Source organism: Glutamicibacter endophyticus (assembly GCF_048457885.1).
Lineage (GTDB): Bacteria > Actinomycetota > Actinomycetes > Actinomycetales > Micrococcaceae > Glutamicibacter > Glutamicibacter endophyticus.
In genome coordinates, this window is the sequence record NZ_CP174200.1 from 2,516,171 (window position 1) to 2,528,925 (window position 12,755).

The following is a 12,755-nucleotide window of genomic DNA, read 5'->3' on the forward strand; positions in this document are numbered from 1 at the left end:
GGCCAGCAAGCCGTTGCGCCAGGCGATGACGCCGCCGTGAGGGGTTACGGTGTGCTGCTTCAGAGCTGCACCACGGCCTGGGACTTCATCAGCACCTTGGTACCGTTTACGCTCACCGTGAGATCGATGCGGGCAGTACGGGCCTCGGCGTCCAGTGCCCCGACCTTACCTTCGACGAGGATTTCGGTTCCGGGCTGGTCGGTGGGGTTGGTCCCGGCAGGATCCTGCACCACGACCGGCTTCGTGAAGCGCGTCTGGTAGTCGATGACGGCTGCGGGGTTACCCACCCATTCGCTGACTACGTCAACCGCGGAGCCCATGGTGAACATCCCGTGGGCGATCACGGAGTCCAGCTCGACCTCTTTGGCAAAGCGCTCGTTCCAGTGGATCGGGTTGAAGTCCCCGGAGGCCCCTGCGTAACGCACGAGGTCGCCGCGGTTGACGCTGATGGTCTTCGAACCAATCACTTGGCCTTTTTCGAGGGTGTCAAAGTCAATCATGCTCAGTCCTATTCCCCGGCGCGAACCAGTAGCGACGAAATGGTGGTGGCGATCTTCTCACCGGATGTGGTGGTGATTTCCGCGCGTGAGGTGATCATGGCACCGGCTCCCATTTCGCGGACCTGGTCCACGTGCAATTCGGCGACCAGTTCGTCTCCGGCAACGATCGGGCGGTGGTGCGTAAAGCGCTGGTCAGCGTGTACGACGCGGGTGAAGTCAATACCGGATTCCGGATCGGCCACAAGCTTCGCATCGGCACGCTGGGCGACGATGATGGCGAAGGTTGGCGGGGCGATGAGGTCAGCGAAGCCGAGTTCGGCGGCGGCGTCGAGATCGTAGTGTCCGCGCGAGGTAGCCTTGGTCGCGGCCGCGAATTCGCGGATCTTTTCGCGACCCACCTGATAGGTCTCGTCCGCGGGGTAGACGCGCCCCACAATATCGGGATTAATGCCCATTGCTTCTCCTGTAAGTGTCGGGAGGTGATTTCCGTGCGTGCTGCGGCGATTAGCCCCGGCGCTTGCGGCGCTCGGGAATCAGGCCGTTGGCAATCCGCCAGTTGCGTGCGTCGCGGGCACGCACCATTAGAGAGGCCACGTGCATGAGCATGCCGATGACCATAATGCCGATCGCGGTGTATACCAACGCTAGGGAGGGAATATTGGCGCCGATAATGGCGAGGATAATTCCCAGGCCCATGACCCCCATCGCACTAAATACGAGCTTCTTATAGCGTGGCGAGGCCGCTTCCCATGGCGTATTGGTCATGGCTCCCAGTTTAGCGATTTCCGAGGCCACAACGTGGCGTTGAGCAAAAATGAGCGCAACGTCCCATCTGCCAATCTTGCCCGATCATTACCCAAGCCCTTGGGCTAGAACAACGAGCCTTGCCCCTTGACCTGCAAATCACCGGCGGGTCGCACCTGCAATGCGCGTGTTTTCAGCTCTGCCGCGTCGAGAATACGTGCTTCGCTCCCCTCGCCTGCGTCGGCGAGGATTCCTTGCCCTAAAACACCGCGCACACGTAATTCAAGGTGTGCTCCGGGAACTTCGGCGGCCCACGGATGAATACGGCGCTCGGTCCACGCGTCGATCACCGTACGCGCATAGCTCGGCTGCTTGAAGGGTTCGTCGAGTAGTTCTACCCCGTAGGTTTCCAGCGAGCGCTGCTGGGAAAGTAGCTCGTGAACTCGTTGCGCCGCAGCATCGTTGAGTTCGCGTAGCGAGTGCTCGTCGAAGTCCCACCGGGCGAGGCCCTGAATTTTAGATTTTTGTCGAACCTGTTGGGTGATGCGCAACTGCTCGGTCACGAGGTCCTCAATCACTCGAATGGCTGCCCCATCGGGGGCGCTGGCCACATAGCGCGCGATTACGGTGCCCTGGCTTGCCAAACGTGTGAACTTACTCGACGTTGAGGTGGTCCCGACTTTGGTGACCCCGTGGGCAAAGCTGGCGACATAAAGAAAATGCGGCTGCATTAGATAACGCCGGAGCCCCTCGGGAGCCTCACCAGTGGTGTGGAAATGGTGCATGAATTTCGTCTCATCCCTGCGGCGGCACCCCGAACACTGTGTACCGGTGCGCAGGCGTTGGCCCTGCGGGCAGACGAAACTGCGACGGGATCCGTCACTGTCCATCCGCACGTAGCCGAGGCACCACTTATCGGCTGAGACATCCAAAGACAGCGTGCGGCCCAAGCCAAGCGGCTCAAATTGAGCCCCCGAGTCCCGCAGCAACCGCAATGACGGCTCGGGTTCCGAGGTGGAGAAAACGATTCCGTGACAGAGCTGCTTCTCTTGTCCCCGCTCAATATCGAAAGTTCCCTCTGTCATCACTCGCACAAGGCTACGCGATCCCGACGACCGGGAGCGAACGATTGCTCGTGGCCACCGTAGAACACGACGCCGACGCGCAACCCTGCGCATGGAGCGGTCAGCTGCTCACACGGCATCGGTGACCTGCCAGTACTACTCATACGCGTTGCAAAGTCAGGTCACGACGGCAATTACGGGTAGGCTCCAACCCGTACTCCACAAGCAAACCTCCAGGAAGCCATGGAACAAATACTTCTATCGTTTGGGTTTCTCATTCCGCTCTGGGCTATCGCCACAATATTGGCAGCCCTCATCATCTTCGTGACACACACATCCCGTGTACGCGACGGAAGGAGCAGCTGGGGACGCGCCACAGCCTACACATTGGTCACATCATGGGCTTTGGGAGTTTTGTTCCTCACCTTATGGCCCAAAAGCGGTGGATACGACACGGAACTCAACGACGAACAATATTCGAGGATTTCCCTAATCCCCTTCGCGGAGTGGTTCGGGCGGCAAGGCGGGCCCGGCATTAACACCGGAGTCGAATTTTTCAGCAATATTGCCATGTTTGCCGCTGGCGCTTTCCTCGTGCGGCTACTGCTGAACAAGTCACTCGCGTACACCGTCGCGTTCACTACGGCTGCAGGTGTGATCACCGAACTCGGGCAACTGATCCTCACGTCGAACCGTTCGGTATCGATCGATGACGTCATTGCCGCAGTGGTCGGCGGCCTGATCGGCTTCGCCGTCGGGGCGCTATTGCGCCGCCTACTTGTTACCCAGCCGAGCGTGCCCGGGAAAACCAGCACCCCAGCCTAGATTCGGATAAGCCATTCTTGTTGCTCAACCAGCTGTAGTCGCCAGGGATTCTATCTACTTACAAACACGAATAGTCGCGACTCGACCCGTTGACGCCTATCAGGTGAAACACTAGCGTGGCGCATACCCCTAGATCATGGCTCTGAAATTAACCCATACCCCGGCGACAGGTTTACCCAATGAAGCGATTTCAACTTATCGACAAGCCTGTAATTGTCGCGGGCGAAGAAGTACTGCTGGTAATGATCGAACGCACCGATCAGGGCACCATCGTTCACTGGCGAGTACAGCCCACTCCAGTAGGGGAATTTCCCAAATTTCCCATACCCGTTCTTGAAGACCTCGACACCGACGAACTGCACCACTACAGAGTCGCAAACTCTGGTGGTACCGGCACCGAGGACCAAGTTCAGGTTGTTTACTCATGCCACAATGTGCGACGGTTCGCCCTCAAGGAAGCAAACGCACAGGCCATCGTCTACAGCGAGGGATAACGAGCGAATCCTCGTGCGTTCAATCCCGGCCTTGGGGTGATTTACGCGGTCTAGGAGCAAGTGCGGCAGCTCGTGAAAGCCACAGATGGTCATGAGTTTCGGTCTCGGTGGACGGCGCTGGAGAGCTCGGTGACAGTTGCGAAGATGACCGAGGCGGCGAATCTGAGGCGAAGAACTTGAAACAGATCGGCGGGGTTACCGGAATCACAAGCATTATCGGCTTCGGATGTCGTGTGTATACGGCGGGGCTACGGTCGTGTTGAACAGTCTGCACCACGCTTAAGTTCTAAGAGCCGCTTCGGAGTCCCCGTAGAAATCCTCTTCTTATATTAGGAATCCTCCCAACAGTCCATCAGTCGGTAGGTTGGCCGCAGAATTTTCGGGAATTGACGTTTTCGACTCACCGAAGGGGGTTGGGGCCTTGAGTGCTTGAGTGCTTGAGACCCGGGTAGGCTCAAGACGTCTCGCGCTTTAGGAGAGCCCAGTGAAAAAGAAGCTAAGCATTGTCCTGATACCGATGATGACCTTGAGCTTGTCGAGCTGCCAGTCAGACTCCGAATTTATTGGAGACGCGGCAGCACATGCCAGTCTGATGAACACCACACACTTTTTCAGCGAGGAATTTGAGTTTGATGACGGCTTGCCGTTGCTGCGACAAGTTAACGATTGGCTCGCTGACCCAGACCCAATTGATCTCAAGCTACTTGGAGACCCCGGAATTATTGTATTGGATGCTACATCTGACCGGCTGGACGCTGCTATTTACAGGTACGGGCGTGGGCCAGGGATGTTCATGAGTAAAGTTGAAGGCTGGGGGCATCGATGTGTTCAGTTTCGGGAGTCACCTCTGGCTACGTTAACTATTAACGAGATCGAATGCCCGGAAGAGCTACCAGAAGACCCAAGCGCCTTAATATACAACCTTGATTAAGCTATCGCATCTAGATAAGCCTACGACTAGCCAATGGATCCAATATGCCAATCAGCCATTAAAGGTCTCCACTGGGCGCAACACCCGGCGAAACGCTGGAAAACGAAAAAGACCCCCAGCATTTCGCTGAGGGTCTCGATCTGGTAGCGGTGCCGGGACTCGATCCCGGGACCTCACGATTATGAGTCGTGCGCTCTAACCAGCTGAGCTACACCGCCACAAGTGGGAAATCAAAAGTAGAAGCCAAATGACTTCCCACTCAGAGCCCCCTGCCGGAATCGATCCGGCGACCTCGTTCTTACCAAGAACGCGCTCTACCACTGAGCTAAGGGGGCAACGAGTAAATACTCTACACGGATTGGCCGGTAAACAAAAATCGACTCACCCTCACCTTTCGGACTAAAGAGTGCGACAAAAAGCCAAGTCAGATCGTGGTTTGCTAGCCACCATCGAGCTCTACCCTCATTTTCACGTTGATTTTTTCGCGCGTGACCCTGCTCACTAGGAGTTTTATGAGCCCTGGCGCCCCGCAGCGCACCGCAAAGCCAACTAGTTCACCCCACCCAGAGGCCGCCACCACTCGGCCGGGAGAGTAATCCTCAATGTCGGCACACAAAACCAATAGCGGGAACCAGCGACCCCCACCACCGGAATCTTGACGGCAGGGCCCGGTGACGCCACCCTCGGCACCGAGTGCCACGCGAATTCATGCCCGCAATCTTGCACACCCATTCACCCCAAGGCGCTTCGGAAAGCGGCCTTCAGTAGCGAAGATGTGATTACCATCACCTTTAGGTTGTCGATTTTGCAATCCACCGGAGCCTGTGTAAAGTATTTACCTGTTGCCCCCTTAGCTCAGTGGTAGAGCGCGTTCTTGGTAAGAACGAGGTCGCCGGATCGATTCCGGCAGGGGGCTCCACTACAGAAGGACAATTCGATTGCGAATTGTCCTTCTTTTTATTGCGCTACTCCCCCGAGAGGGTTGCCATTCTTCGAGGTATACCGAGCGCGCAACATTCTTTTTCACGGTCATGAGCGGACAGACTGCAATCCGTTTTCTCCTAGTGGACCCAAACCTAGAATTCGCGCTACGAGCGCCTACAACACGCATTACGCCGCATCGCTGGCGCCCGCCCCTCTTTAGGTCACCTAAGGACGGTTTACCGGGCCCAGCGAGCCCCCATCAGCCTTGTTCGACGGCCGCGGCCGACCATCGGGACATCTGAGCGCCACAGCTATCGCCGGCGGCCCTCTGCACCCGCTCTACGCCATATTTAGACCTCACAGACCCAACTAGTGTGGAGACGAAAACGATCGAGCCAGGATAGGCCAAAGGCCGGGCACCCTCGGAAGAGGATGCCCGGCCTTTGAAAACCGGTAGCTTTAGTCGAAGTCGCGGCGTGCGCCACGGCCTGCGTCGCTGAAGCGACCCTTGCCACGACCACCGAAGCGCTTATCGCCACCACGACGATCGTCACGGAAACCGCCACCGCCGCGCTTGCGATCCTTGAAGCTACGATCCGGACGGTTGCCACCACGCTCGTCATCACGATCGCGGCGAGGCTTGCGACCGGAATCGAGTTCGAGGTTGATCAGCTCGCCACCGATACGGGTTTTGGACAGCGCGCGCCACTGGTCCTTGGACAGCTCGGCTGGCAGCTCCACCAGAGTGTGATCCGAGCGGATCTCAATGCCACCGATTTGCGAGGAGTTGAAGCCACCCTCGTTCGCCAGGGCACCAACGATCGAGCCGGGCTGCACGCGGTTACGTCGACCAATCGCCAAACGGTACATCGCGTTGCCCTCGGCCGCAGTCTTGCCGCGGTTGCCGCGCTGGCCTGGCTCGCGCTTCCCGTCACGCTCGCGGCTCAAGCGAGCCTGCTTGCCGGCCGGGATAGCTGGCTCCTCCATCAGCAACGGACGGCCACCCTGCGCCATCAAGGCCAGTGCAGCGGCGATCTCCAAGTGATCCAGGTTCTCGTGCTTCGCGGCGAACTGCTCGACGATCTCACGGAAAGTGGTCAGATCCTGGCTCGTGATGGTCTCATCGATGCGATCGGTGAACTTCTGGATACGGCGATTGTTCACCGAATCCAGCGACGGCAACTGCATGAGGCTCACCGGCTGGCGGGTAGCCTTCTCGATGGCACGCAGCAGGTACTTCTCGCGCGGGGTCATGAACAGAATCGCGTCGCCCGAACGACCGGCACGGCCGGTACGTCCAATACGGTGCACGTACGACTCGGTGTCATGCGGGATGTCGTAGTTGATGACGTGGCTGATGCGCTCGACGTCAAGACCACGAGCGGCGACATCGGTGGCGACCAAGATGTCGATCTTGCCGGCACGCAGGTTCTCCACGGTGCGCTCACGCTGCTGCTGCGGAATGTCACCGTTGATAGCTGCTGCAGTGAATCCGCGGGCCTTGAGCTTGTCGGCCAGGTCTTCGGTGGCCATCTTGGTACGCACGAAGGTGATCACGCCATCGAATTCCTCGGACTCGAGGATGCGGGTCATGGCATCGAGCTTGTGAGCTCCCATGACCTGCAGGTAGCGCTGGGTGATGTTGGTGCCGGTGGACTGCTTGGACTTGACCGAAACTTCTTCCGGATCACGCAGGTACTCGGAGGCAATGCGGCGAATGGTGCGCGGCATGGTGGCCGAGAACAGGGCAACCTGCTTCTCTTCCGGGGTAGCTTCCAAGATCTTGTCGACCTCTTCGGCAAAGCCCATGCGGAGCATCTCGTCGGCCTCGTCCAACACGACATACTGCAAGTTGGACAGGTCCAGTGAACCCTTGTTGATGTGGTCGATGACGCGACCCGGGGTACCGACAACTACCTGTGCACCGCGGCGCAGACCGGCCAGCTGTGGGCCGTACGGCGAGCCACCGTAGACCGGCAGGACGGTGAAGTTCGGGATGTGCTTGGCGTAGGACGTGAAGGCCTCGGCAACCTGCAGAGCCAATTCACGGGTCGGAGCGAGCACAAGAATCTGTGGGCTAGAGGCCGGACCGTTGAGGTCGGCCAGCTCGGCCATACGCGAAAGCGCTGGCAGGGCGAAGGCTGCAGTCTTACCGGTACCGGTCTGGGCCAGGCCCACGACGTCACGGCCGTCGAGCAGCAGCGGGATGGTCGCCGCCTGAATCGGCGACGGTTTTTCGTAGCCGAGGTCGGCTAGAGCCGCCAGTACTCGACCGTCAAGGCCCAGCTCGCTGAACAGAACGGTCGGTTCCTCGGTGGCCTGGGTATCGGTGGAGTTTGCGGGCATGTCAGAAGACACGAAGAATTACCTCATTCGTTAGGGGAAACGCCTAAACGCCCCTACTACGAGGCTCAGGCGGCACACAGTCAATACAACTCACGCGCATTCAGCGTTCCCCTATGACATACAAACCCGCACACACTTTGCGGAAATACAACACGAGAAGGCTCCAACCTCAAAAATTGGGCTGGATGCGAGGGATACCCTGATGTTCGCGAACACTTAATACTATCGGGCCTAGCTCCGCTTGGGCAGGGCAAAAGGTGTGAGATCACCCACCGCGCGATATTTTCAGGAAGGCTACTAAGCCCCTATTTTCCCGGTCACAACGGCAATTGAGGTAGATCACTCGTTTGAAGAAAACGTGCGGCAGATTACTCAATGCCGCGACTTCCGGTAGTGTCCGATGTCATGAACTGGCTACAAAATGAGGATGTTGCTACCTGGTTGGGCGACCAGGGCAACGTTTTATGGGGCAATATCGTCCTGCCCGTGGTGATTGCAGCCGGCCTGTACTTCACCATCCGCACCGGCGCAGTCCAGCTACGACTACTGCCGAATATGCTCAAGACTCTGACCGATAAGGCACTCGTCGACGAGAACGGCAACAAGAAGTCGATCTCCGCGTTCCAGGCTTTTACTATTTCGGCTGCCTCACGCGTGGGCGTCGGCAATATCGCCGGTGTGGCCACCGCTATCGCCGTCGGTGGAGCGGGTGCGGTGTTCTGGATGTGGACCATGGCCTTCATCGGCGGCGCTTCCAGCTTCGTGGAGTCCACGCTGGGTCAGCTTTATAAGCGTCACGGCAAGGACGGCTACCGCGGCGGTCCGGCCTACTACATGCAGCACGGGCTGGGCGCCCGTTGGTTGGGGATCATCTTTGCGATCATCCTCGTGGTCACTTTCCCCTTCGCCTTCTCCTCGCTGCAGGCAAACACCATTACCGCCACCATCACCGGTGCGGTTGGACTGGACGCAACCGCAGATGCAGCACAAATCACCACTCTGAGCTGGGTGATCGGTGTGGCGTTGGCCGTGCTGACCGCACTCGTCGTCTTCGGTGGTGTCCGCCGTATCGCCAAGGTCACCGAGTCGTTGGTGCCGGCCATGGCCGTGCTCTACATCGTGCTGGGTATCGTGGTGGTCTCCATGAACATCGGCCAGCTCCCGCACGTCTTCGGCATGATCTACTCGGAGGCCTTCAACTTCAATTCAGCTATCGGTGGCGGGCTGGGCATGGTCTTGCTAACCGGTGTGAAGCGCGGCATGTTCTCCAATGAAGCCGGTCTCGGTTCGGCTCCGAATGCCGGTGCTACGGCCTCGGTTACCCACCCGGTCAAGCAGGGGCTCGTTCAGACCCTCGGCGTGTACTTCGATACCTTCATCGTGTGCACGGTGACCGCGTTCATCATCCTGCATACCGTCCCGGACGCCGTCGGTTCCGAAGGCGGCGTGGCCATTACCCAGCTGGGTCTAACCAACGCCCTTGGCTCCTGGACCGGCACGCTGCTGGCAGTGATCATCTTCCTGTTGGCCTTCTCGTCGGTGATCGGCAACTACTACTACGGTGAAGCGAATATCGGCTTCATTACGAGTAATCCCACCGTCATGACGGTCTACCGCCTGCTAGCTTCGCTCGCCGTGCTCGGCGGCGCCGTCGCGGCTTCCTCGGTGGTCTGGAACTTCGCCGACGGAATTATGGGCATTATGGCCTTGCTGAACCTGGTAGCGATCATCTTGCTCTCCCCCAAGGCCTTGGCTCTGCTCAAGCACTACACCGCCCAGCTACGCGATGGTAAGGATCCGGTGTTCCTTGCCTCGGATATGCCAGGCTTGCGCGGCATTGAATGCTGGGAGCCATCGGACGTGCGCACGCAGTGATACTTCGGCGCAACGACCGGGCTTCGGCCTCGAGCCCCGGGCAGCTCCCAGAGCTACCCGGGGCTCTGCGTGTAGCTCGCTGGTGGTGGGTGGTGTTGGGGCTGGTTTTCGCGGGGTTCGCCGGCAAGTTGCTCCTCGATGAATTCAGCGCCCAACGCAACGCCACCACCTTGCTCTTTGCTGGCCTATTGTGCGCCGCAGGCATTGCAGTGGCGTTCTTGGCCTCCGGACTGTGGCGTGCCGATCGACGCGCTCGATCCCATTTGACCTGGCTCGGTCTGATTCTTGCGCTTCCGCTCTTTCTTCGATTCGGACGGTACTCGCTTCTAGCACTACTGGTTCTGGTCGGAGTGCTACTGCTGTGGATGCCTTCCTCGATCAAATACTTCAGGGCCCTTCACCGGCGCAAATAGTAGCTGACCTACGGCAAAGGCCTGGCCCCATCCAAGGATGGGGCCAGGCCTTTGCCGTAGGTCGGGAGTTACCGATTAGAGCGTCGTGAAGGCGCGTTCGAGGTCATCGATGAGATCGGCGGCATCCTCAATACCCACCGACAGACGCAATAGGTTCTCCGGGACGGCCAGTTCGGTCCCCTTCACCGAGGCATGCGTCATCTCCGACGGGTAGTTCATCAAAGACTCAATGCCACCGAGCGACTCGGCCAGCGTGAACAGGCGGGTGCTTTCGGCGACCTTGCGTGCGGCCTGGGCCCCACCGGCCAGCTGAACCGAGACCATGCCACCGAAGTCGCGCATTTGCCGCTTAGCGATCTCGTGTCCCGGGTGTTCGGCGAAGCCCGGGTAAAGCACGTGCTCGACCTCTTTGCGGTCACGTAGCCAGGTCGCGATCTGCGAGGCATTTTCACTATGTGCCCGCATGCGCACCCCGAGGGTCTTGAGCCCGCGGGTGGTCAAGTAGGCATCCATGGGCCCGGAAACGGCACCGACGGCAAACTGGATGAATCCGATCTGCTCAGCCAACGCCTCATCCTTGACCACTACTGCGCCGCCAACCACATCGGAGTGTCCGCCGATGTACTTGGTCGTCGAATGCACCACGATATCGGCACAGAGACTCAGCGGCTGCTGCAGGAACGGGCTGGCGAAGGTATTATCTACGACCAGCAATGCACCGGCGGCGTGTGCGATCTCGGCGAGCGCGGCAATGTCGGTAATCTTCATCATCGGGTTCGAGGGCGTCTCCACCCACACCAATTTGGCGCCGTTGGCCTCGATGGCCGCGGCTACCGCGTTGGCATCGGACATGTCCACCGGGGTGCTGCCGATTCCCCACGGACCCAGCACGCGGGTGAGCAGACGGTAGGTGCCGCCGTAGACGTCATTGCCGAGCACAATGTGATCCCCGGGACGCAGAATAGCTCGAATCAGCGAGTCTTCCGCAGCAAGGCCCGAGCCGAAGGAGAAGGCGTGAGTGCCCTGCTCCGCGGCGGCTAGCTGGGTCTGCAATGAATCTCGCGTCGGGTTGGTGCCGCGCCCGTAGTCATAGCCGGCGCGCAGCTGCCCGATAGCTTCTGGGGCGTAGGTGGTGGAGAAGTGCACCGGGGGCACCACGGCGCCGGTGCGTGGTTCGAATTCCTGTCCGGCGTGCACGAATCGAGTGTTGAATCCCTCGACATGGCTCATAGGGGATGCTCCTAACTAGGCGTGGTGAGTTGAGGTGTGGGCCAGCAGTTCCGCGGCGTTCAGTCCGCGGGTGATGTCCCCGTGTTCGGTGATCAGCAGGACCGGGCAGCTATCCAAGGCTGCGCGGGCATCGGCGACGGGTTGTCCGGCACCGATTAGTGGCTTGGGCAGATCGGTCAGTTCGGAGACGGGGGTTTCTGGGCTTATCCCGGCCAACAAGGCATCCGTAAGGATGGTTGCGCTCAGCACACCGCGAACCTCACCGATACGGGCGGGTAAACGGCGGCTTGCCACAATTGCGGCACTACCACCGGAGGCGCTGAGCGTTGCCGCTGCTTCGCTGAGCGTGGCCTGCAGGTCAATGACCGGGGTGGATCCGGTTCCTGCTGCGCTGAGCGCCGCTAGGGGTGCATCCTCGGCAATGCTGAAGCCTTGCTGGAGCATCCATGGTTCATTGAAGATCTTGGCAAGGTAGCCGCGGCCTCCGTCGGGGGCAATGACAACCACGATGTCATCTTCGGAGAGGTCTTTGGCGCTGCGCAATGCGGCGGCGACGGCCATTCCCGAGGAACCACCAAGCAGCAGCCCTTCTTCCTTAGCCAGGCGCTGAGTCATGGCGAAGGACTCCGCGTCACTGACCGGCACCACGCTGTCAGGTACGGAAGGGTCGTAGTTGCCCGGCCACATATCCTCGCCGACGCCTTCGACCTGGAAGGGGCGTCCGCTGCCGCCGGAATAGACCGACCCGTCGGGATCGGCGGCGATGACCTTGACCGGTCCACCGGGTCGATCGGCGGAAACCTGCTTCAGGTAGCGCCCCGTGCCGGTGATGGTGCCACCGGTGCCGGCGCCAATCACCACATGAGTCAGGCGCCCATCGGTGTCGTTCCAGATCTCGGGGCCGGTGGTTTCGAAGTGGCTCTCCGGGGCGCCCGGGTTCGAAAACTGGTCCGGCTTGTAGGCGCCGTCAATTTCCCGAACGAGGCGATCCGAGACGCCGTAATAAGACTCCGGGGATTCCGGGGCGACATCGGTGCGGGTGACCACCACATCGGCACCGTAGGCGCGCAACACGTCGCGCTTCTCTTCGCCGACCTTATCGGGGGTCACGAAGACGGTTTTATACCCCTTTAGCTGGCCCACCATTGCCAGACCGACTCCGGTGTTGCCGCTGGTAGGTTCCACGATGGTGCCGCCCGGCTTCAGGGCACCGGTTGCTTCGGCACGTTCCACCATCTTCAGGGCGATACGATCCTTGATGGAACCGCCGGGATTCAAGTATTCAAGTTTGACCAAGATTGTTGCCTTGATGCCATCGGTGACATGGTTGAGTTTGACCAGTGGCGTATTACCGATGAGATCTAGCACAGTGGGGGCATACTTCATGTCAAGTACCTTACCGGCGGTCG

The 12,755-nt window shown here is 59.5% G+C and carries 12 protein-coding genes, 3 tRNA genes and 1 pseudogene; 7 read left to right on the plus strand and 9 right to left on the minus strand.

Translation table 11 applies throughout. The features are described 5' to 3' along the window. Nucleotides 1–59: 59 nt before the first annotated feature. The 4 genes from ACJD00_RS11710 to ACJD00_RS11725 all read right to left on the minus strand — a co-directional run bounded on the left by ACJD00_RS11710 (nt 60) and on the right by ACJD00_RS11725 (nt 2,329). The gene (locus ACJD00_RS11710; protein WP_418907128.1) at nt 60–500 is read right to left on the minus strand and encodes a MaoC family dehydratase; all 441 of its coding nucleotides are present in this window, start codon (nt 498–500) and stop codon (nt 60–62) included. Nucleotides 501–508: 8 nt separating this feature from the next. Next, entirely contained in the window at nt 509–955 is a 447-nt protein-coding gene (locus ACJD00_RS11715; protein ID WP_418907129.1) for an FAS1-like dehydratase domain-containing protein, read from the minus strand. 49 nt (nt 956–1,004) lie between these two features. Next, nucleotides 1,005–1,265 (minus strand): hypothetical protein, encoded by a 261-nt coding sequence (locus tag ACJD00_RS11720; RefSeq protein WP_309406145.1) that lies wholly within the window; start codon nt 1,263–1,265, stop codon nt 1,005–1,007. A 104-nt stretch (nt 1,266–1,369) separates the two neighbouring features. Then, nucleotides 1,370–2,329: a DUF2797 domain-containing protein gene (locus ACJD00_RS11725; protein WP_418907131.1), complete on the minus strand. Its 960-nt coding sequence runs from the start codon at nt 2,327–2,329 to the stop codon at nt 1,370–1,372. Nucleotides 2,330–2,722: 393 nt separating this feature from the next. Between ACJD00_RS11725 and ACJD00_RS11730 the strand changes: the two genes are divergently transcribed. The 4 genes and pseudogenes from ACJD00_RS11730 (at nt 2,723) to ACJD00_RS11745 (ending at nt 4,558) form a co-directional block, all read left to right on the plus strand. Next, complete coding sequence (locus tag ACJD00_RS11730) at nt 2,723–3,133, plus strand: VanZ family protein (RefSeq protein WP_418907132.1); 411 nt, start codon at nt 2,723–2,725, stop codon at nt 3,131–3,133. A gap of 179 nt (nt 3,134–3,312) precedes the next feature. Then, a complete protein-coding gene (locus ACJD00_RS11735; protein ID WP_418907133.1) occupies nt 3,313–3,627 on the plus strand; it encodes a hypothetical protein in 315 nt (104 codons plus the stop codon). Between the two features lie 21 nt (nt 3,628–3,648). Beyond that, nucleotides 3,649–3,890: pseudogene (locus ACJD00_RS11740) on the plus strand (ISL3 family transposase); the annotation flags it as partial. Between the two features lie 221 nt (nt 3,891–4,111). Then, complete coding sequence (locus ACJD00_RS11745) at nt 4,112–4,558, plus strand: hypothetical protein (RefSeq protein ID WP_418907134.1); 447 nt, start codon at nt 4,112–4,114, stop codon at nt 4,556–4,558. 141 nt (nt 4,559–4,699) lie between these two features. Here ACJD00_RS11745 and ACJD00_RS11750 read toward each other — a convergent pair. After that, nucleotides 4,700–4,776, minus strand: a tRNA-Met gene (locus ACJD00_RS11750). 45 nt (nt 4,777–4,821) lie between these two features. Beyond that, nucleotides 4,822–4,893, minus strand: a tRNA-Thr gene (locus ACJD00_RS11755). A 509-nt stretch (nt 4,894–5,402) separates the two neighbouring features. On the opposite strand from ACJD00_RS11755, the gene ACJD00_RS11760 reads away from it, so the two are divergent. Next, nucleotides 5,403–5,477: transfer RNA gene (locus tag ACJD00_RS11760), tRNA-Thr, on the plus strand. A 464-nt stretch (nt 5,478–5,941) separates the two neighbouring features. Here ACJD00_RS11760 and ACJD00_RS11765 read toward each other — a convergent pair. After that, a complete protein-coding gene (locus tag ACJD00_RS11765; RefSeq protein WP_418907135.1) occupies nt 5,942–7,828 on the minus strand; it encodes a DEAD/DEAH box helicase in 1,887 nt (628 codons plus the stop codon). Nucleotides 7,829–8,233: 405 nt separating this feature from the next. Here ACJD00_RS11765 and ACJD00_RS11770 point away from each other — a divergent pair, with 405 nt between their 5' ends. Both ACJD00_RS11770 and ACJD00_RS11775 read left to right on the plus strand, forming a co-directional pair. Further along, nucleotides 8,234–9,703: an alanine/glycine:cation symporter family protein gene (locus tag ACJD00_RS11770; protein WP_418907136.1), complete on the plus strand. Its 1,470-nt coding sequence runs from the start codon at nt 8,234–8,236 to the stop codon at nt 9,701–9,703. Continuing rightward, nucleotides 9,700–10,116 (plus strand): hypothetical protein, encoded by a 417-nt coding sequence (locus ACJD00_RS11775; RefSeq protein WP_418907137.1) that lies wholly within the window; start codon nt 9,700–9,702, stop codon nt 10,114–10,116. The genes ACJD00_RS11770 and ACJD00_RS11775 overlap by 4 nt, the downstream gene beginning before the upstream one ends. A gap of 75 nt (nt 10,117–10,191) precedes the next feature. Here the strand turns inward: ACJD00_RS11775 and ACJD00_RS11780 are convergent, their stop codons facing one another. Together ACJD00_RS11780 and ACJD00_RS11785 are read right to left on the minus strand one after the other, a co-directional pair. Continuing rightward, nucleotides 10,192–11,346, minus strand: a complete 1,155-nt coding sequence (locus ACJD00_RS11780) for a cystathionine gamma-synthase (RefSeq protein ID WP_418907138.1) — start codon at nt 11,344–11,346, stop codon at nt 10,192–10,194. 15 nt (nt 11,347–11,361) lie between these two features. Further along, nucleotides 11,362–12,732 (minus strand): pyridoxal-phosphate dependent enzyme, encoded by a 1,371-nt coding sequence (locus ACJD00_RS11785; RefSeq protein ID WP_418907139.1) that lies wholly within the window; start codon nt 12,730–12,732, stop codon nt 11,362–11,364. Between the last annotated feature and the right edge of the window lie 23 nt (nt 12,733–12,755).